The organism is Pseudoalteromonas agarivorans (assembly GCF_024518735.1).
GTDB lineage: Bacteria > Pseudomonadota > Gammaproteobacteria > Enterobacterales > Alteromonadaceae > Pseudoalteromonas > Pseudoalteromonas atlantica.
This window is the reverse complement of sequence record NZ_JANIGJ010000009.1, coordinates 120,406-141,995: the sequence shown is the minus strand read 5'-3', so window position 1 is coordinate 141,995 and position 21,590 is coordinate 120,406. Positions and strand designations below refer to the sequence as shown.

General features: G+C 43.0%; 17 protein-coding genes and 1 tRNA gene. 3 read left to right on the top strand and 15 right to left on the bottom strand.

Going from position 1 to position 21,590, the window contains the following annotated elements:
• The 15 genes from NQT65_RS16255 to deoC form a co-directional block, all read right to left on the bottom strand.
• Nucleotides 1–127, bottom strand: a 127-nt coding sequence (locus tag NQT65_RS16255) for a GTP-binding protein (RefSeq protein WP_033023824.1), incomplete at its 3' end; no start/stop codon positions are given.
• 62 nt (nucleotides 128–189) lie between these two features.
• The gene (fusA, locus tag NQT65_RS16250; protein WP_024032049.1) at nucleotides 190–2,304 is read right to left on the bottom strand and encodes an elongation factor G; all 2,115 of its coding nucleotides are present in this window, start codon (nucleotides 2,302–2,304) and stop codon (nucleotides 190–192) included.
• Between the two features lie 27 nt (nucleotides 2,305–2,331).
• Nucleotides 2,332–2,802, bottom strand: coding sequence for a 30S ribosomal protein S7 (gene rpsG, locus NQT65_RS16245; protein WP_004588211.1), 471 nt, complete (start codon nucleotides 2,800–2,802; stop codon nucleotides 2,332–2,334).
• A gap of 97 nt (nucleotides 2,803–2,899) precedes the next feature.
• The gene (gene rpsL, locus NQT65_RS16240) at nucleotides 2,900–3,274 is read right to left on the bottom strand and encodes a 30S ribosomal protein S12 (protein WP_002958885.1); all 375 of its coding nucleotides are present in this window, start codon (nucleotides 3,272–3,274) and stop codon (nucleotides 2,900–2,902) included.
• Nucleotides 3,275–3,467: 193 nt separating this feature from the next.
• The gene (gene rpoC, locus NQT65_RS16235) at nucleotides 3,468–7,640 is read right to left on the bottom strand and encodes a DNA-directed RNA polymerase subunit beta' (RefSeq protein WP_004588210.1); all 4,173 of its coding nucleotides are present in this window, start codon (nucleotides 7,638–7,640) and stop codon (nucleotides 3,468–3,470) included.
• Nucleotides 7,641–7,744: 104 nt separating this feature from the next.
• On the bottom strand, nucleotides 7,745–11,770 hold the full coding sequence (gene rpoB / locus NQT65_RS16230) for a DNA-directed RNA polymerase subunit beta (protein ID WP_004588209.1): 4,026 nt from the start codon (nucleotides 11,768–11,770) through the stop codon (nucleotides 7,745–7,747).
• A gap of 272 nt (nucleotides 11,771–12,042) precedes the next feature.
• Entirely contained in the window at nucleotides 12,043–12,405 is a 363-nt protein-coding gene (gene rplL, locus NQT65_RS16225; protein ID WP_004588208.1) for a 50S ribosomal protein L7/L12, read from the bottom strand.
• 75 nt (nucleotides 12,406–12,480) lie between these two features.
• Nucleotides 12,481–12,975, bottom strand: coding sequence for a 50S ribosomal protein L10 (rplJ, locus tag NQT65_RS16220; protein ID WP_004588207.1), 495 nt, complete (start codon nucleotides 12,973–12,975; stop codon nucleotides 12,481–12,483).
• A gap of 323 nt (nucleotides 12,976–13,298) precedes the next feature.
• A complete protein-coding gene (gene rplA / locus NQT65_RS16215) occupies nucleotides 13,299–14,003 on the bottom strand; it encodes a 50S ribosomal protein L1 (protein WP_004588206.1) in 705 nt (234 codons plus the stop codon).
• 3 nt (nucleotides 14,004–14,006) lie between these two features.
• Nucleotides 14,007–14,435, bottom strand: coding sequence for a 50S ribosomal protein L11 (gene rplK, locus NQT65_RS16210; RefSeq protein ID WP_004588205.1), 429 nt, complete (start codon nucleotides 14,433–14,435; stop codon nucleotides 14,007–14,009).
• Nucleotides 14,436–14,648: 213 nt separating this feature from the next.
• Nucleotides 14,649–15,206 (bottom strand): transcription termination/antitermination protein NusG, encoded by a 558-nt coding sequence (gene nusG / locus NQT65_RS16205; protein WP_024032045.1) that lies wholly within the window; start codon nucleotides 15,204–15,206, stop codon nucleotides 14,649–14,651.
• A 4-nt stretch (nucleotides 15,207–15,210) separates the two neighbouring features.
• Nucleotides 15,211–15,588, bottom strand: a complete 378-nt coding sequence (gene secE / locus NQT65_RS16200) for a preprotein translocase subunit SecE (protein WP_004588203.1) — start codon at nucleotides 15,586–15,588, stop codon at nucleotides 15,211–15,213.
• Between the two features lie 132 nt (nucleotides 15,589–15,720).
• A tRNA-Trp gene (locus NQT65_RS16195) sits at nucleotides 15,721–15,797 on the bottom strand.
• 106 nt (nucleotides 15,798–15,903) lie between these two features.
• A complete protein-coding gene (locus NQT65_RS16190) occupies nucleotides 15,904–16,752 on the bottom strand; it encodes an SPFH domain-containing protein (RefSeq protein WP_029774147.1) in 849 nt (282 codons plus the stop codon).
• Between the two features lie 13 nt (nucleotides 16,753–16,765).
• On the bottom strand, nucleotides 16,766–17,509 hold the full coding sequence (deoC, locus tag NQT65_RS16185) for a deoxyribose-phosphate aldolase (RefSeq protein WP_256851553.1): 744 nt from the start codon (nucleotides 17,507–17,509) through the stop codon (nucleotides 16,766–16,768).
• 281 nt (nucleotides 17,510–17,790) lie between these two features.
• Here deoC and cysG point away from each other — a divergent pair, with 281 nt between their 5' ends.
• Genes cysG through cysN form a run of 3 tightly spaced genes read left to right on the top strand, consistent with a single transcriptional unit; the run spans nucleotide 17,791 to nucleotide 21,590 of the window.
• Nucleotides 17,791–19,218, top strand: coding sequence for a siroheme synthase CysG (gene cysG, locus NQT65_RS16180; RefSeq protein ID WP_024032043.1), 1,428 nt, complete (start codon nucleotides 17,791–17,793; stop codon nucleotides 19,216–19,218).
• A gap of 48 nt (nucleotides 19,219–19,266) precedes the next feature.
• Nucleotides 19,267–20,166 (top strand): sulfate adenylyltransferase subunit CysD, encoded by a 900-nt coding sequence (gene cysD / locus NQT65_RS16175; RefSeq protein WP_004588199.1) that lies wholly within the window; start codon nucleotides 19,267–19,269, stop codon nucleotides 20,164–20,166.
• The gene (gene cysN / locus NQT65_RS16170) at nucleotides 20,166–21,590 is read left to right on the top strand and encodes a sulfate adenylyltransferase subunit CysN (protein ID WP_024032042.1); all 1,425 of its coding nucleotides are present in this window, start codon (nucleotides 20,166–20,168) and stop codon (nucleotides 21,588–21,590) included. Before cysD ends, cysN begins: the two co-directional genes overlap by 1 nt.

Sequence of the window (21,590 nt, the reverse complement as noted above, 5' to 3'; positions counted from 1 at the left end):
CACCGCCGTATACTTTTGCAAGTACGTTAGTGATTGCTGCAGTTAGTGTAGTTTTACCGTGGTCAACGTGGCCGATTGTACCAACGTTTACGTGCGGTTTTACGCGTTCAAACTTTTCTTTTGCCATCTTAAAAAATTCCTAATTAAGAAATTAAAGCCTGACTCACTATTGAGCCAGACAAGCTAAAATCATATAACAGCGCGAGCTGAAATTATTGTATCTGCAACATTTTTAGAGGCTTCAGCGTACTTCAAAAACTCCATAGAGTAAGAAGCACGGCCCTGTGTTGCAGATCGTAAAGCAGTTGCATAACCAAACATTTCAGAAAGAGGAACCTGAGCATTAACTTGCTTAAGTCCACCTATTGCATCTTCCATGCCTTCGATTATGCCGCGACGACGGTTTAAGTCGCCAACTACATCACCCATGTTTGAGTCAGGAGTGATTACTTCAACCTTCATCATTGGCTCTAAAAGTACAGGGTCAGCTTTAAGCGCCCCAGCTTTCATTGCCATTGAACCTGCAATTTTAAATGCCATTTCATTCGAGTCTACATCATGGAATGAACCATCATATAAAGTCGCTTTAACGCCAAGTAATGGGTAGCCTGCCAGTACACCTTGAGACATTTGCTCTTGGATACCTTTGTCTACCGCAGGGATAAATTCTTTTGGAACCGAACCACCTACAGTTTCGTTAACGAACTCATAAATTGGTGCTTCATCATCCGAAATATCCATCGGTTCAAGTTTAACCCAGACGTGACCATATTGACCACGACCACCTGATTGACGTACAAACTTCCCTTCAACTTCAACAGTTGAACGAATAGCTTCTCGGTATGCAACCTGCGGCTTACCAACGTTACATTCAACACTGAATTCACGTTTCATACGGTCGACAATGATATCAAGGTGAAGTTCACCCATACCAGAGATTATAGTCTGGCCTGATTCTTCGTCAGTTTGTACACGAAAAGACGGATCTTCTGCGGCTAGTTTACCTAGTGCAATACCCATCTTATCTTGGTCAGCGATTGTGCGAGGCTCAACCGCAACAGAGATAACTGGCTCTGGGAACTCCATACGCTCTAGCGTAATGATAGAGTTCGGATCACACAGTGTCTCACCTGTTGTTACGTCTTTAAGACCAATAGCTGCCGCAATATCGCCTGCGTAAACTTCTTTGATCTCTTCACGTGAGTTTGAATGCATCTGTACGATACGACCAAATCGCTCACGCTTACTTTTAACTGGGTTATAAACCGCGTCACCCTGTTTAACAGTACCAGAGTAAACACGGAAAAAGGTTAAAGTGCCAACAAACGGGTCTGTTGCAATTTTAAATGCAAGTGCAGCAAACGGCGCTTTATCATCAGCTGGACGTTCTTCCTCAGTTCCATTTTCTAGGATACCTTGGATTTGTTTCACTTGTGTTGGTGCAGGCATGTATTCAACAACGCCATCAAGCACAGCTTGAACGCCTTTGTTTTTAAATGCACTACCACACGTAATGGGAACAATTTCGTTCGCTAATGTGCGTTGACGTAAGGCAGATTTAATCTCTGCTTCACTTAACTCTTCACCTTCTAAGTACTTATCCATTAGTTCTTCAGAGGCTTCAGCTGCACTTTCAACTAAATGAGAGTGCCATTCTTGAGCGAGCTCTTGAAGTTCTGCCGGTATTGCCTCATAAGAGAAAGTCATACCCTGGTCCGCTTCGTTCCAGTTAATGGCTTTCATTTTTATAAGGTCAATAACACCTTTAAAGTCGTCTTCAGCGCCAATTGGCAACTGGATTGGAACAGGCGTTGCTCCAAGACGAGATTTCACCTGGTCTACAACCGTTAAGAAGTCAGCGCCGGTGCGATCCATTTTATTTACGAAGATCATTCTTGGAACTTCGTATTTGTTCGCTTGGCGCCAAACTGTCTCAGTTTGCGGCTGTACACCTGATGAAGCACAAAGAACAACTACCGCACCATCAAGTACACGTAAAGAACGCTCTACTTCGATAGTGAAATCTACGTGTCCTGGAGTATCAATAATATTGATACGATGGTCGTCAAATTGCGCGTCCATCCCTTTCCAGAAACACGTTGTTGCAGCAGAAGTGATTGTGATACCACGCTCTTGTTCCTGCTCCATCCAATCCATAGTTGCGGCGCCATCATGTACTTCACCGATCTTATGAGAAAGACCTGTGTAGAACAGAACACGTTCTGTTGTGGTGGTTTTGCCTGCATCTACGTGAGCTACTATGCCGATATTACGGTAGCGCTCAAGTGGAGTTGTACGTGCCATATGATCCTCTTAAAGGTTAAGGACAGATTACCAACGGTAATGTGCGAATGCTTTATTCGCTTCAGCCATACGGTGAACGTCTTCACGTTTCTTAACCGCAGTGCCTTTGTTGTCAGCAGCGTCAACGATTTCTTGAGCTAAACGTAAGCCCATAGATTTTTCGCCACGCTTACGTGCAGCGTCTACTAACCAACGCATACCTAATGCGTTGCGACGTACTGGACGTACTTCAACTGGAACTTGATAAGTTGAACCACCAACACGGCGAGATTTAACCTCTACCTGTGGACGGATGTTATCAAGTGCAGATTCAAAGATTTCTAGGTGCGACTTGCCTGATTTCTCAGCAGCCACGTCTAGCGCACCATAAACAATTTTTTCAGCAGTAGATTTCTTGCCGTCTAACATTACGATGTTAACGAATTTAGCAAGAAGTTCCGATCCGAACTTAGGATCTGGAAGAATTTTACGTTGACCTATTACGCGTCTTCTAGGCATTTTGTATCTCCGGTTTATTCAGGTTTGTCCTTTTGGAACAATCACCCAAAACAATAATTAATAATATTTAGTGCTTGGCCTTACTAACGGAAAACAATTAGCCTTTAGGGCGTTTTGCACCGTATTTAGAACGAGCTTGACGACGGTCGCTAACGCCTGCACAGTCAAGTGCACCACGTACAGTGTGAAAACGCACACCTGGTAAATCTTTAACACGACCACCACGGATTAGGATTACACTGTGCTCTTGAAGGTTATGACCTTCACCACCGATGTATGATGTTACTTCGAAACCGTTAGTTAAACGTACACGAGCTACTTTACGTAACGCTGAGTTTGGTTTCTTAGGTGTAGTTGTATATACGCGAGTACATACACCACGCTTTTGCGGACACGCTTTAAGCGCAGCTGAGTTACTTTTAGTAACCTTGCTACGACGTGGCTTACGCACTAGCTGGTTAATAGTTGCCATTTAAATAGCTCCTGAAATTAAAATTACTACTGAAAAAAATAAAAAAATCCGCCCTTTTTACAAGCTTGTAACATACATGCAAGTAAATGGGTGGCGGAATTTTAATGAGCAAAGTTTAACCTGTCAACCTAAACTCATCGTAAGACAGTAGATAACTGTCTTACGATTTATTAATCTGTTGATTAATAAGAGTTTATTGATTTCCAGATAAATCTGCGTTCAGAGCATCTGTTAGTGCTTGAGTTGCCTCTTCTGCACTTACTGTTTGCTCTTCAACAACTTCACCCTGCTTGCGGCGAGCCATACGGTCTTGGTGATACGCAAAGCCAGTACCGGCTGGGATCAGACGACCCACAATTACGTTTTCTTTCAGACCACGAAGCTCATCGCTCTTACCATTCACTGCGGCATCTGTAAGAACACGTGTTGTTTCTTGGAAAGACGCTGCCGAGATGAAAGATTCGGTTGCTAGTGATGCTTTCGTGATACCCATAAGTTGTATTTCAAACTTCGCTGGGATTTTACCTTGTTTTTCAAGGTCACGATTAGCGATATTAACGCGAGCTACTTCAATTTGCTCACCCGCTAAGAACTCAGTATCACCGCCGTCAAGGATGGTACATTTACGTAGCATCTGACGAATAATTGTTTCAATGTGCTTATCATTGATCTTAACGCCCTGCAAACGGTAAACCTCTTGCACTTCGTTAACAATGTAGTTAGCAACATGAGTCACACCGCGTAGGCGTAAGATGTCATGTGGTGATTCAGGACCATCGGCGATAACTTCACCTTTAGACACTTGCTCACCTTCAAACACGTTAAGTTGACGCCACTTAGGAATCATCTCTTCGTAATGATCGCCTTCAGCTGGTGTAATAACTAAACGTTTCTTACCTTTAGTCTCTTTACCGAAGCTAATAGTACCTGTGATTTCAGCTAAGATAGCTGGATCTTTTGGCTTACGTGCTTCAAATAAGTCGGCTACGCGTGGTAGACCACCCGTGATATCACGAGTTTTCGAACCTTCTTGCGGAATACGTGCAAGTACGTCACCTGGGTTTGCTGTAACGCCATCAGTCACTTCAATCGTAGTGAATGAAGGTAGACGTGTTTCTTGCAAGCCGCGCTCTTCACTTTCGATGATAAGCTTAGGCTCTTTCGCATTTACTTTAGCAAGGTCTTTAACAACTACACGGGTTAAGCCGGTTAGTTCATCAGTTTGTGCTTCAGTATTTGAGTCATCAATATCGCTGAACGAGATTTTTGACTTATGCTCAAGAACGATTGGGTGACTATGCGGGTCCCAAGTAGCAACGATGTCGTTACCTTGAACTTCTGCATTGTCTTGTACTGTTAGTACCGCACCGTAAGGTACTTTATAACGCTCTTTTTCACGACCGAAGCTATCAATGATAGTGATTTCAGTTGAACGTGAAGTAATTACAATCTTACCGTCGGTATTAAGTACATACTTAGCGTTATGTAGTTTTAACGTACCGTCAGTTTTAACTTGTACATTATTTTCAGCTGATGCTCTTGATGCCGCACCACCGATGTGGAATGTACGCATCGTAAGCTGTGTACCTGGCTCACCGATTGATTGTGCCGCGATAACACCTACTGATTCACCCGCGTTGATGATATGACCACGTGCAAGGTCACGACCATAACACTTAGCACATACACCAAAGTCGTTATCACAGGTGATAACAGAACGTACGCGAACTTCATCTACTGAGTGCTCTTCTAAAAGGTCACACAGTTTTTCATCAAGCATGATATTACGTTCTACTAATACAGTATCTGTATTAGGGATAACCACAGGCTCAGCTACAACACGACCTAGTACACGTTCACGAAGTGCTTCTACAACGTCACCACCTTCAATAAGCGGTTTCATTGTTAAGCCATCTTCTGTGCCACAGTCGTCTTCATTGATTACCAAATCTTGTGCAACGTCTACTAGACGACGCGTTAGGTAACCTGAGTTAGCTGTTTTAAGTGCTGTATCGGCAAGACCTTTACGCGCACCGTGCGTTGAGATGAAGTACTGTAGTACGTTTAGACCTTCACGGAAGTTAGCCGTGATTGGCGTCTCGATGATTGAACCATCTGGACGTGCCATTAGACCACGCATACCTGCTAGCTGACGGATCTGAGCGGCACTACCACGAGCACCTGAGTCGGCCATCATAAACACTGAGTTAAATGACGGTTGCTCTTCTTCTTCACCTTTGGCATTGATAACCGTGTCTTTAGACAAGTTGGCCATCATTTCACGTGATAAGTTTTCATTTACACGTGACCAGATATCGATAACTTTATTGTACTTTTCACCAGCCGTTACAAGACCTGATTGGAATTGTTGGTTGATTTCAGTTACTTCAGCTTCAGCTGATTCAATGATTGATGCTTTAACTGGTGGGATAACTAAGTCATCGATACCAATTGAAACACCTGACTTCATTGCGTAGTGGAAACCGGTGTACATAACTTGGTCAGCAAACACAACAGTGTCTTTAAGACCTAGACGACGGTAACACTCGTTTAATAAGCCAGAAATCTGCTTTTTACCTAATGCTTGGTTGATTGACTCAAACGGCATACCTTTAGGTAAAATTAGAGACAGAATTGCACGACCAACAGTAGTGTCGATAAGCGTTACAGTGTCTTCAACAACACCTGCTTCGTTAGTGATTGACTGACTAATACGCACTTTAACGCGCGCGTGAAGTTCTGCGTTACCACTACGGTATGCTTTTTCTGCTTCTTTAGGATCTTTAAATACAATGCCTTCACCTTTCGCATTAATGCGATCGCGCGTCATGTAGTAAAGACCTAATACAACATCCTGTGAAGGAACGATGATTGGCTCACCATTCGCTGGAGATAGAATGTTGTTAGTAGACATCATTAGTGCACGAGCTTCTAACTGAGCTTCAAGCGTTAACGGTACGTGTACCGCCATTTGGTCACCATCGAAGTCGGCGTTGTAAGCCGCACATACTAATGGGTGTAAATGGATTGCTTTACCTTCAATTAGTACAGGTTCGAACGCTTGGATACCTAAACGGTGAAGTGTAGGTGCACGGTTAAGTAATACTGGATGTTCACGAATTACTTCGTCTAGTACATCCCATACTTCCGCTACTTCGCGCTCTACCATTTTCTTAGCAGCTTTGATTGTCGTAGCCATGCCGCGACGCTCTAATTTGCCATAGATGAATGGTTTGAATAGCTCAAGTGCCATCTTCTTAGGAAGACCACATTGGTGAAGCTTAAGTGTAGGACCAACCGTGATTACAGAACGGCCAGAGTAATCTACACGCTTACCAAGTAAGTTCTGACGGAAACGACCTTGCTTACCCTTGATCATATCAGCAAGAGATTTAAGCGGACGCTTGTTAGAACCTGTAATTGCACGACCACGACGACCGTTATCAAGTAGCGCATCTACCGCTTCTTGTAACATACGTTTTTCGTTGCGTACGATAATATCTGGTGCAGCTAAATCTAATAGACGCTTAAGACGGTTATTACGGTTAATAACACGACGGTAAAGGTCGTTTAGATCAGATGTCGCAAAACGACCACCGTCTAGTGGTACTAATGGACGTAAGTCAGGTGGCAATACTGGAAGTACTGTCATGATCATCCACTCAGGGTTATTACCTGATTGGTGGAACGATTCCATTAACTTAAGACGCTTAGTGATCTTTTTACGCTTCGTTTCAGAGTTAATTGTTGGTAACTCTTCACGCATTTCTGCAATTAATTGGCCAAGATCAAGTTCACGAAGCAAGTCTAATACTGCTTCTGCACCCATCTTAGCTTCAAACTCATCACCGTGCTCTTCAAGTGCATCTAGGTATTCTTCTTCACCTAATAGTTGACCACGCTCAAGCGTTGTCATACCAGGCTCAGTTACTACGAATGATTCGAAGTAAAGAACACGTTCAATATCACGAAGTGTCATATCAAGCATTAAGCCAATACGAGACGGTAATGATTTTAAAAACCATATATGTGCTACTGGGCTCGCAAGGTCGATATGACCCATACGATCACGACGCACTTTTGTAAGTGTAACTTCAACGCCACACTTCTCACAGATCACACCACGGTGTTTAAGGCGTTTATATTTACCACATAAACACTCATAATCTTTCACTGGGCCGAAAATACGGGCACAGAATAAGCCATCGCGCTCAGGCTTGAAAGTACGGTAGTTAATAGTCTCAGGTTTCTTTACTTCACCGTATGACCATGAACGAACCATGTCTGGTGAAGCAAGACCAATGCGAATTGCATCGAATTCTTCGGTCTTATTTTGTTGCTTCAGAAACTTAAGTAAGTCTTTCACCTTAGCTCTCCTGTCGGAGTTAATCTTGAGGGCGGATAATCTCGCCCCTACATTCTATTCAGCCGTAACAGATGCTGCAGGATTAACTGCAGCATCTAATTGGCTTAATTTTCTTCCAACTCGATGTTGATACCCAGTGAGCGGATTTCTTTCAACAATACGTTGAACGATTCTGGCATACCTGGTTCCATTTTATGGTTACCATCAACGATGTTTTTATACATCTTAGTACGACCGTTCACGTCATCCGATTTCACTGTTAGCATTTCTTGTAGAGTGTAAGCAGCACCGTAAGCTTCAAGTGCCCATACTTCCATCTCACCAAAACGCTGGCCACCGAACTGTGCTTTACCACCCAGCGGCTGCTGAGTAACAAGGCTGTAAGAACCAGTAGAACGTGCGTGCATCTTATCGTCAACCAAGTGGTTAAGTTTAAGCATGTACATGTAACCAACAGTTACTTGACGTTCAAACTGATCGCCAGTACGGCCATCATAGAGTGTAACCTGACCACTTCTTGGGTATCCACCAAGCTCTAGCATGTCTTTGATTTCGTCTTCTTTAGCGCCATCAAATGCAGGAGTAGCGATTGGTAAACCACCTTTTAAGTTATCAGCTAAACGACGAATTTCATCATCAGAGAAGCTAGCAATATCTACTTCTTGACGAGATTCACCGATTTCGTAAGCTTGCTTGATGAATTCACGTAGCTCATGTAGCTCACGTTGTTCCTTCATCATTTCCTCTAAGCGCTCACCAATACCACGTGCAGCTAGACCCATATGTGTTTCAAGGATCTGACCGATGTTCATTCGTGATGGTACACCTAGTGGATTTAGTACGATATCTACCGTACGACCTTTATCATCGTATGGCATATCTTCTACTGGTACGATAGTCGAGATAACACCTTTGTTACCGTGACGACCCGCCATTTTATCACCCGGTTGGATACGACGTTTAACAGCTAGGTATACTTTAACAATCTTAAGTACGCCTGGTGCTAAGTCATCACCTTGAGTAATTTTACGACGTTTGTTTTCAAACTTCTTATCGTATTCAGCTTTAAGCTCATCGTACTGTGCAGCTAGTTGCTCAAGTTCAGCTTGCTTGTCTTCTTGTGCAAGGCTTTGAGTAAGTAGCTTTTCAGCATTTAGTGACGCTAAGTTGTCTTCATCGAAGCCTGCTGCAGCAAGTAGCTTGCGAGCACGGTCTAATACACCAGCTTCTAGAATACGGAACTCTTCGTTGAAGTCTTTCTTCGCTTCGCGAAGCTGCATGTCTTCAACTTCTAACGCACGCTTATCTTTTTCAACACCATCACGGGTGAAAACTTGTACGTCAATTACAGTACCAGTTACAGAGTTTGGTACACGTAAAGAGCTGTCTTTAACGTCAGACGCTTTTTCGCCGAAGATAGCACGCAGTAGCTTCTCTTCAGGTGTTAATTGCGTCTCGCCTTTCGGAGTCACTTTACCTACTAGGATATCGCCGCCTTTAACTTCAGCACCAATATAAACAACGCCTGATTCATCAAGCTTGCCTAGCGCAGACTCACCCACATTCGGGATATCTGCAGTGATCTCTTCAGGACCTAATTTAGTATCACGGGCAACACACTGTAGTTCTTGAATGTGGATAGTCGTTAGACGATCTTCTTCAACTACGCGCTCTGATAGTAAGATTGAATCCTCGAAGTTATAACCGTTCCATGGCATGAATGCCACGCGAAGGTTTTGACCAAGGGCTAAGTCACCTAAGTCAGTCGAAGGACCATCTGCTAACACGTCACCACGAGTAACCGGTTCACCAACCATGCACGTTGGTTTTTGGTTAATACATGTATTTTGGTTAGAACGTGTGTATTTAGTAAGGTTGTAAATGTCGATGCCCGCTTCACCAGGAATACGCTCATCGTCATGTACGTTTACAACGATGCGGCTAGCATCGGCGTACATTACTTCACCACCACGTTTAGCAACAATTGTTACACCAGAATCTTTCGCTAGTGTTAACTCAATACCTGTACCTACTAACGGCTTATCCGCTTTCAATGTTGGTACTGCTTGACGTTGCATGTTTGAACCCATCAATGCACGGTTAGCATCATCGTGTTCTAGGAACGGGATAAGTGCTGCCGCTACAGAGATCACCTGTTGTGGTGATACATCCATATATTGCTGGTCCATGCGACCCATAAAGGTAGATTCACCTTTGTGACGACACGGAATAAGTTCATCAACAAACTCATTGGTTTCGGTTAAGTTTGAGTTCGCCTGTGCGATAACAAACTGACCTTCTTCAATGGCTGATAAATAATCAACTTCATCAGTTACTACACCATCTACCACTTTACGGTAAGGTGTTTCTAAGAAACCGTAATCATTTGTACGTGCGTACGTAGATAACGAGTTAATTAGACCGATGTTTGGACCCTCAGGAGTCTCGATTGGACATACGCGACCATAGTGAGTTACGTGAACGTCACGTACTTCAAAGCCAGCGCGCTCACGCGTTAGACCGCCCGGACCTAATGCAGAAATACGACGCTTATGCGTTACTTCTGATAGCGGGTTATTTTGGTCCATAAACTGTGATAACTGAGACGAGCCGAAGAACTCTTTAACCGCTGCCGAAATAGGCTTAGCGTTAATAAGATCTTGTGGCATTATCGCGTCAAGGTCACCTAAGCTTAAACGCTCACGTACAGCACGTTCTACACGTACTAGACCAACACGGAATTGGTTCTCAGCCATTTCGCCAACACTACGTATACGACGGTTGCCTAAGTGGTCAATATCATCAACATCGCCTTGACCGTTACGAATAGCAATTAATACTTTCATAACAGACACGATGTCTTCTTTGCTTAATGTGCCAGGGCCTGTGTCTGTATCGTAACCAACACGGCTATTGAACTTCATACGACCTACAGTAGATAAGTCATAACGTTCTTCAGAGAAGAATAAGTTCTCGAATAAGGCTTCAGCCGCGTCTTTCGTCGGTGGCTCGCCTGGGCGCATCATGCGGTAAATTTCTACTAATGCTTCTAAACGGTTGCTAGACGAGTCAATATTTAATGTATTTGACATGTAAGCGCCGCTGTCCACTTCATTGATGTATAACGTCTCAATTTTAGTGTGACCTGCTTTAACCAATTCAGCCATCAACTCTAGTGATAGCTCGTCATTAGCGTTTGCAATAACTTCACCTGTTGACTCATCAACATAGTTTTTAGCTACAATACGGCCAATGATGTACTCATGTGGTACTTCTAATTGATTAATGCCTTTTTTCTCGATGCTCTTGATGTGGCGAGCCGTAATACGACGACCGCTTTCAACAAGTACTTCACCGTCTTCGCCTTTGATATCAAAAGCGGCAGTTTCACCACGTAAACGTGAAGGCACAAGTTCCATAAGAACTTTACCGTCAGTTACTTCAAACGCGGTAGTATCGAAGAACATATCTAAGATTTCTTCGCTAGAGTACTCAAGTGCACGTAAAATAATAGACGCCGGTAATTTACGACGACGGTCTATACGTACATATAAGTTATCTTTTGCATCAAATTCGAAGTCTAACCATGAACCACGGTAAGGTATAACGCGTGCGTTATATAATACTTTACCCGATGAATGGGTTTTACCGCGGTCGTTATCAAAGAATACACCAGGGCTACGGTGTAGCTGAGAAACGATAACACGCTCTGTACCATTGATTACAAAAGTACCGGTATCAGTCATGAGCGGAATTTCGCCCATGTAAACTTCTTGCTCTTTAATGTCTTTAACTGTGCCTGGAGCTTCTTTGTCCATAACTACAAGACGCAGTTTCACGCGAAGTGGAGCAGAATAAGTCACACCGCGAATTTGACATTCTTTTACATCGAATACTGGCTCACCAATACGATAACTTACGTATTGAAGCTCAGAATTTCCCGAGTAGCTTTTAATAGGGAACACAGAACGGAAGGCTGCTTCCAAACCATGATCGCCATCAGCGTCTGGGACTAAGAATTTTTTAAACGATTCTAACTGTGTCGACAGTAAGAAAGGTATATCCAAAACTTGTGGACGTTTACCAAAATCCTTACGGATACGTTTCTTTTCAGAATAAGAGTAAGCCATGGGGTTCCTCAGCTTGCTGATCTTTGACCCGACCTGTTCTTGTAAGAACAGACTTAACTGGCATCTATGCCAAGATTTACAACATTTAATTGTTGTTCTAATTAACTCCGCCTTAGCAACACTAGCAAACTATAAAGCGTTGAAAGTAAAGAGAAAATCAGATTTTATTTGAGCTACAGGAATACATAACTCTATAGCGCAAAAAGGCCGGTGATTAAATAATCACCAGCCCTTGCCTGATTACTCAGGCAGCGAACCTAGCGTGAGCTAGATTACTTAACCTCAACTTCAGCACCAGCTTCAGTAAGGTCTTTTTGAAGTGCTTCAGCTTCTTCTTTAGATACACCTTCTTTGATAGGTGCAGGAGCAGCTTCAACAAGAGCTTTCGCTTCTTTAAGGCCTAGGCCTGTTGCGCTACGTACAGCTTTGATTGCCGCAACCTTGTTAGCGCCAGCGCCAGTAAGGATTACGTCAAATTCAGTTTTCTCTTCAGCAGCTTCAGCAGCAGGACCTGCTACCATAGCAGCTGCAGCAGTTACGCCGAATTTTTCTTCCATTGCTTCAACAAGAGCAACAACGTCCATTACTGACATTTCAGCAATTGCGTCAAGGATTTGGTCTTTAGTTACAGACATTACAAATTTCCTAATAATTAACGGACTCTAGGTCCAAATAAATTTACACCGAAAGAGAGGTTAAACAGCTTAAAATTAAGCAGCTTGCTCTTCTTTCTGTACACGTACTGCTTCAATTGTTTTACACAATTTGCCAGCAGACGCTTCTTTCATAGCGCTCATTAAGCGTGCAACAGCTTCATCGTATGTAGGTAATGTAGCAAGCATTGCTGCGTCTACGATGTTACCTTCAAAAGCGGCCGTTTTAAGCTCAAATTTCTCATTCTTTTTCGCGAAATCTGAAAAGATACGCGCAGCAGCACCTGGGTGCTCTGATGAGAAAGCGATTAAGCTTGGACCAACTAACGAATCAGATAGACATTCAAATTCAGTACCTTCAACAGCACGTTTTGCTAGAGTGTTACGAACAACTTTCATCCATACACCAGCTTCACGAGCTTCTTTACGAAGGGCTGTAATTGCGCCTACTGCTACACCACGAGAATCTGCAACAACTGCAGAAAGAGCACCATTGGCTGCTTCGTTGACTTCAGCAACAATTGCTTTTTTGCCTTGAAGATTTAAAGCCATGGGTGTTACTCCTGGTTTAATGGGTCACCGACACTCGGCTTCCCTGTTTTACTCTTCCCTATCAACAAACTTGATAGAGATGCTTTTTACGGCGAGAGCCAGAAGAGATTAGGAAAAATCTATCTGGGGATTCACACCGTCTACGTAGGTAATATTAAGGCCGAAGCCGCCTACGGTCTTGGACGGAAGCCCAATTTATCGCATCACTCAAGAGCTTAGCGAAATTATGGACTTCAACCCGAATTCTTTACTTGTTAAATAATAAATTATTCAACAAAATGGCGCAAAATTATAGTACAAATTTCACGCCATGTAAACACCTATTAAGCTACAGAAGTGCTTAAAGTGTTTTGGTCAACAGCAACACCTGCGCCCATTGTTGTAGAGATGGTTACTTTCTTAACGTAAACACCTTTAGCTTGAGAAGGTTTAGCCTTCTTAAGCGCAACGATTAGAGCTTCAAGGTTTTGTTGAAGTTGCTCAGCAGTGAAATCAACCTTACCGATAGTAGTATGGATGATACCATTTTTGTCATTACGGTAACGTACTTGACCTGCTTTCGCATTTTTAACTGCTTCTGCAACGTTAGGCGTTACAGTACCAGTTTTAGGGTTAGGCATAAGACCACGTGGACCTAAGATTTGACCTAGTTGACCAACAACACGCATAGCGTCTGGTGATGCAACAACAACGTCAAAATCCATCTCGCCTTTCTTAACTAGTTCAGCAAGATCTTCCATGCCTACTAATTCAGCACCGGCTTCTTTTGCAGCTTCTGCATTAGCGCCTTGAGTGAATACAGCAACACGAACATCACGGCCAGTACCGTTAGGTAGTACAGTTGCACCACGAACGTTCTGGTCAGATTTACGAGCGTCAATACCAAGGTTAACAGCAACGTCAACACTTTCTACGAATTTAGCTGTCGCTAACTCTTTTAAAAGAGCAACTGCTTCATTGATTTCGTAATCTTTAGTTACTTCCACTTTTTCGCGGATAGTACGCATACGTTTAGTTAATTTAGCCATTTCTTAGTCCTCTACGTTCAAGCCCATCGCACGCGCAGAACCTGCGATAGTGCGAACCGCAGCGTCCATATCAGCCGCTGTAAGGTCAGCTCGTTTTGTCTCAACGATCTCTTCAAGTTGAGCACGAGTTACTGTGCCTACTTTTTCAGTGTTAGGACGGCCTGAGCCTGATTTGATACCAGCAGCTTTCTTAAGTAAGTAAGCAGCAGGTGGCGTTTTCATATCGAACGTAAATGAACGGTCACCGTAAACAGAGATCACTACAGGAACTGGAGCGCCTTTTTCGATAGACTCTGTACGCGCGTTAAACGCTTTACAGAATTCCATGATGTTTACACCGTGTTGACCTAGTGCAGGACCTACTGGAGGACTAGGATTAGCCATACCAGCGGCAACTTGTAGCTTGATTAAAGCTTCAACTTTTTTAGCCATTATAAATACCTCATTTGGTGGGTCTTAGCCTTGTGCGCGCGAGGACGCGTACTCTAACGGCTTCCCAGTTTAAAAATTGGTTTCGTACTTTTTGCGAGCAAAAATAAATTTTTGCCTTAATACAAAAAGGCCGCTGATTATAAGTTAATCAGCGGCCTTTTTCAAGCTTCGTGCCAAAATTTAAGTAAATAATGGCGAAGCTTTTTTAATCAATTACTTATCTTGTTCAACTTGACCAAATTCAAGTTCAACCGGTGTAGAACGACCAAAAATAAGTACCGACACTTTCACGCGGCTCTTTTCGTAGTCAACTTCTTCAACAACACCGCTAAAGTCAGCAAATGGACCATCAGTAACACGCACAACTTCACCTGGCTCAAATAATGTAGCTGGTTTAGGTGCTTCAGCGTTTTCTTGAAGACGGTTAAGAATGCGTTCTGCTTCTTTAGAACTAATAGGCGCTGGGCGGTCAGAAGTACCACCAATAAAGCCCATTACACGTTCAGTGCTGTTCACTAAGTGCCAGCTTGCATCGTTCATGTCCATTTGTACTAGTACGTAACCTGGGAAGAATTTACGCTCAGATTTACGCTTTTGACCGGCGCGCATCTCAACAACTTCTTCTGTTGGTACTAATATTTCACCAAAGCTCTCTTCAAGACCTTCAATTTTGATATGCTCTGATAACGTTTGCGCTACACGCTTTTCGTAACCAGAGAATGCTTGTACAACGTACCAGCGTAATTTAATTTCTTTGTTCTCATCCGACATGGGATCAGATCTCCAATCCAGTTAAAAAGCCTACAGCGCGGAATAAAATGCCATCTAATCCCCAAAGGATAAGCGCCATAATCACTGTTGCAACCATTACGATTAATGTCGTGTGGGTAGTTTCTTGACGCGTTGGCCAAACAACTTTACGTACTTCGATGCGTGCTTCTTTAGCAAATGCTAAAAAGTCACGACCTTTAGCGGTTTGCGAGGCAATACCTAAACCTGCTGCTATAGCAACCACAACGCCAATTGCACGTAGTAATACAGACTGATCTGCAAACATGTGATTACCAACAACTGCGCCTGCAAGTAGCGCGATTGCTACTAACCACTTTACCGACTCCATCGCACTTGATGGTGTTTCTACATTCGTGCTCATAATATTATTACCTTAACTACAGACACAACAACCCTACACAACGGCAGGGTTAATCCATTAAAATCTAAACTTAAAAACAGACTTATTTAAACCGATTTTTAACCCCAGACTTACTCAACTTATGAGTAAAAATGGCAGGGGCGGAGAGATTCGAACTCCCAACCGTCGGTTTTGGAGACCGCTGTTCTACCAATTGGAACTACGCCCCTGCAAAGTGGATGCCTATTATACTTACGCAAATCATTAACACAAGCCTAAAAGATACCCACATTGCAAAATCTCGATAAACTATTAAGTCCTTAATAATAAAAAGGCTTAATTAGCCCCTTTTACTAGCGGCACGCCATTATTACCAACTGGAATATAAACCGTTGTATGGTTTGGCGACTCAGCCATTTTTGCCTGCGCGTTTATAGCTTCATGTTGTAAATAATTTGCAGTAAGAGTTGCGTTAATTATTTTTTGGGCTTGGGCAATACCTTTTGCTTCTTCCACTCTTATTTCAGCATCTTTGCGTGCTATTTCTTTTTGTGTTTCTTTCTCTGCTAGTAACTGCTGCGCGGCAAGCTTTTTCTCTACAGCATTTGCGACAATGGCTGGGTAATTAATATCTCCCACTACTACATTTGCTAATTTAAAGGGCGTTGATGATAAATAAGTTTGTAAACGCAAACTAACTTCTTGCGCTATTTGTTCGCGGTTTGTTTTCAGCTCACCACTGTCGTACTTTTGCACAATGTCACGCACATAGGTTCTAAACGTTTCACGCACAAAGCGTTTATACCAGTTCTCAGCGCCATACTCTTCTACAACTGTTTTTACCGAGCCACTTTGAATCCCTATTACTGCATGAAAATCAAATTTTATATTTAAATCATCATTAGCAAGTATTCTGAATGTTTCGGTATACGTATTGGGGCGCATATCAATGTTTACCACTTCATTACGAAGTAAAGAAACACCATAGTTAGCAGGTCCTTTCATGGTGCCTTGATAGCCCCCTTCACCAAATATTCTTGGTTTTTCGTACACATACCCTTCTTCACCTGCAGGCGTGCTTGGGTTAGTACATGCGGTTAAGCCAAACCCTACAACACCGGCCAAAATGGCACCTTTAACAAGGTTATTGACCAGGTTTTGCATCCCTGAATTTCTTGGTTTCATTATATGTCCTTGGTTATTTTTCTAATACTTTATATACATCACTTAGTAAGCTTGATGCGCCAAACCTAAATGTAGCGGCCTGTAAGTAGTCATCGCCCATAATTGAGCGTGTCAGTGCTAAATACTCCTTTACATCAGTAACAGTTTTAACTCCGCCTGCGGCTTTAAAGCCAACAACCTTACCCGACTCTTTAATAGCGCTGAGCATCACGTTTGTTGCGTCAAGCGTTGCATTTACAGCCACTTTACCTGTGCTGGTTTTTACAAAATCAGCCCCGCCTTGAATAGCTAAGTTTGTAGCTTTAGTGATTAGCTCTGCAGTTTTAAGTTCGCCACTTTCTATAATTACTTTTAATTGCGCTTTTGTACCACAGGCTTTTTTGCTTTGAGTTACATACTCAAGCACTTTGCTGTGCTCGCCAGCAATAAGTGCTTTATACGGGATCACTAAATCTATTTCATCCGCGCCGCGCTCAATTGCTAGCAGTGTTTCGTTTATCACATCGCTCAGTAGCGCATCACCACTAGGAAAATTTGTAACCGTTGCTACTTTTACATGGTTTAGCTCACGCGCAGCCAGTGCTATTTTTGCATCATCTACAAAATCACTGTAAAGGCATACTGCAGCAGGCGTGCCCAATTTAGGGTTAATACTATTTACAAGCTGCTGAATATCACTGGCCGTGTCTGAGGTGTTTAGGCTTGTTAAATCCATAAGCGACACAGCTAAGTGTGCATCGTTTTGTTGTTCAGTCATACGTAATCCCTTTAAGTAGGCGATAAATTAGGTTTAGCCCCATAGTAACAAATTAACGTAATCTCGCTATAGCTCATAACCAAACACTATAAGCACATTATTTTGCGTGTAATGCGCGTTAATCCCCTATAGATTAAGGCTTAAACCTAAAACAACCACCCATTATAACTTTTGGTTATATAAACTTGGTTTTAATTATTTTTTACTTACTAGTGCGCGCTATATTCTGCCCCCTGCTCAATAGCGTTTTATTTTAGATTTTACTTAGAGGTGTTAACCACGTGCAGTATTTACCTATCTTTACCAAACTCGACAACAAACCTGTGCTGGTTGTTGGCGGTGGAGAGGTCGCATTACGCAAATGTCGCGCGTTTTTAAAAGCCCGCGCAAATGTAACCTTAGTGGCACCTTGGTTTTGTGATGAACTAAAAGAACATGCACAAAACAATGAAGTAACGCTTATTGATGCCTATTTTGATGAGTCGCACCTTGATGGCAAAATGCTGGTTATAGCAGCCACAGACTTAGACGAAGTAAACAACAATGTATTTGAGCTAGCTAACGCACGCAATGTATTTGTAAATGTGGTTGATGACCAACCTAAATGTACGTTTATATTCCCATCAATTGTAGACCGTGACCCAATAACCATTGCTATTTCAAGTGCAGGCACCGCGCCAGTACTTGCTCGGCGACTACGTGAAAAGCTCGAAACGTTAATCCCACAACACATTGGCCCACTGGCTACTTTAGTTGGCAGCTTTAGAGACAAAGTAAAACAGCGCTTTAAGCACTTTGCTGATCGCCGCCAGTTTTGGGAAGGCGTGTTTGATTCATCAGTCGTAAGCAAAGTGCAAACAGGTAATACCGATGCAGCACAAGCACAACTAGAGCAAATGCTTGATGCTAAAGCCGAGCCAGAAGGCGAAGTGTATGTAGTGGGTGCAGGCCCAGGCGACCCTGAGCTTTTAACACTTAAAGCATTGCAGTTAATGCAGCAAGCCGATGTCGTTGTATACGACTATTTAGTGTCTGATGAAATTATGGAATTAGTACGCCGTGATGCCGATTTAGTTTGCGTAGGCAAGCGTATGGGCGATCACAGTGTAGCGCAAGAAGATACCAACCAAATGCTGGTTGATTTTGCCAAGCAAGGCAAAAAAGTATGCCGCATTAAAGGCGGCGACCCCTTTATTTACGGCCGTGGTGGCGAAGAAGTACAAGTACTAGCTGCCAATAACGTTAATTATCAAATAGTACCGGGTATAACTGCCGCCGCTGGTTGTAGCGCGTATGCGGGTATTCCGCTTACTCACCGCGACCACGCACAAGCCATCCAGTTTGTAACAGGGCATTGTAAAAAAGATGGCCAAGAACTCGATTGGCAATCGCTTGCTAAAGCGCATCAAACTTTAGCTATTTATATGGGCGTTATTAAATCGCCACATATACAGGCTCAGCTTTTAAAACATGGGCGTAGCGCTAATACGCCAGTTGCCATAATCGAAAACGGCACGCGTAAAAACCAGCGTGTTGTTACGGGGCAATTAGGTGAGCTTGCAGATTTAATAGAGCGCAACAGTGTGGTATCGCCAGCATTACTTATTATTGGCGAAGTAGCCGCCCTGCACTCGCAGCTTGCATGGTTTGGCCAAAACGAGCAAACCAGTAGCTTTGCTCAGCCGCTAACCGGCGTATCAAATACATAATTATATTTTACTTAATCACTTTTAATCATTTTAGTAGGACGACTAACAATGGCTTTAACTCACCTTCAGCAACTTGAAGCTGAAAGTATCAAAATCATGCGCGAAGTCGCCGCTGAGTTTGAGAACCCAGTAATGCTTTACTCTATTGGTAAAGATTCATCGGTACTTTTGCACTTAGCGCGTAAAGCATTTTACCCTGCAAAAATTCCGTTTCCGTTATTACACGTAGACACCAACTGGAAGTTTCGTGAAATGATTGAGTTTCGCGATCGCCTTGCAAAAGAATACGGTTTTGACCTGCTGGTACACAAAAACCCAGAAGGCATGGCAATGGGTATTAGCCCGTTTGAGCATGGCTCGGGTAAACATACCGACATAATGAAAACCCAAGGCTTAAAGCAAGCGCTAGATAAATACGGCTTTGATGCTGCATTTGGTGGCGCACGCCGCGATGAAGAAAAGTCTCGCGCTAAAGAGCGTGTTTACTCGTTCCGCGATAAACACCACCGTTGGGACCCTAAAAACCAACGTCCAGAGCTTTGGAATACCTACAACAGCCAAGTTAACCCAGGTGAGAGCATTCGTGTATTCCCACTGTCTAACTGGACTGAGCTTGATATTTGGCAATACATTTACCAAGAAAACATTGAAATGGTTCCGCTTTATTTAGCGAAAGAGCGCCCAGTAGTAGAGCGCGACGGCACCTTAATTATGGTCGACGATGAGCGCATGCCACTTGCTGAGGGCGAAGTACCACAAATGAAGTCGGTACGTTTTCGTACTTTAGGCTGTTACCCACTTACCGGTGCAGTTGAATCTACAGCCAGTAACCTAACAGAAATTATTGAAGAAATGCTGCTATCTACGTCATCTGAACGTGAAGGCCGTGTAATAGATCACGACTCAGCAGGCTCAATGGAGAAGAAAAAACGTGAGGGGTATTTCTAATGTCTACCAATACTAACGACACCATTAACGAAGTAAAAGAGATTGGCATAGACGCCTACCTAGCACGCCAACAAGATAAAAGCTTATTGCGTATGCTTACCTGTGGCAGCGTAGATGACGGTAAATCAACACTGATTGGCCGCCTACTGCACGACAGCCACCAAATTTATGAAGATCAGCTAGCTGCTCTTCATAAAGATAACGAAAAAGTAGGTAACGCAGGCGAAGAGCTAGACTTAGCGCTACTAGTAGATGGCCTACAAGCTGAGCGCGAGCAAGGCATTACTATTGATGTAGCGTACCGTTATTTTTCAACGGCTAAGCGTAAATTTATTATTGCCGACACCCCAGGGCACGAGCAATACACACGCAACATGGTAACAGGCGCATCAACAAGCGATGTAGCCATTATTTTGGTTGATGCCCGCTACGGTGTGCAAGTACAAACTAAGCGTCATAGCTTTATTTGTGACTCACTAGGTATTAAACAATTTGTGGTCGCGATTAATAAAATGGATATCGTTGATTTTGACGAAACCGTTTATGAAAAAATCAAAGCCGATTACCTTAAATTTGCTGAGCAACTTAACGTATCAAACATTAAGTTTGTGCCTATGTCGGCGCTTAAAGGCGACAACGTAGTAACCCGCTCTGCTCATACGCCTTATTACACCGACAAGCCATTGCTTGAGCTTTTAGAAGACTCACCAGCGGCAGAAACCGATACCGGCTTTGAAGCACGCTTGCCTGTGCAATATGTAGTGCGCCCTAACTTAAACTTCCGTGGTTTTCAGGGCACATTGGCATCAGGTAAATTACAAGTTGGCGATGCAATAAAAGTATTACCGTCGGGTAAAACATCAAGCATTAAAGAAATTGTGACCTTTAATGGCAACCTAGATCACGCAGAAGCTGGCCAAGCAATTACCGTTACCCTCAATAGCGAAATTGATATTAGCCGCGGCGATGTTATTGTGCCGCAAAGCTCAAGTGCAACGGTTACTAACCTTATACAAGCTAAACTTGTGTGGATGCACGAAGAGCCGCTGGTACTAGGTAAAAGCTACAACATTAAACTAGGTAGTAAAAATACATCAGCCGTGGTTAAAAAGATTGACCACACTATTGATGTAAACACTTTAGAGCACGGCACAGCCGATTCACTTCAGCTAAACGAAATTGCCATTGTCACGCTTGAACTAAGCGAAACAATATTAGCTGACGAGTATCACAACAACCACGAAACTGGCTCATTTATCCTTATCGACCGTTTATCTAACTTAACGGTTGCCGCAGGTATGATTGAGCAAGTACTAAAAAGCGAAAAACAAAACAGCGATTTCAGCGACTTTGAAATTGAGTTTAATAGCTTAGTACGCAAGCACTTCCCACATTGGCAAGCGCTTGATATTTCAAAACTGTAA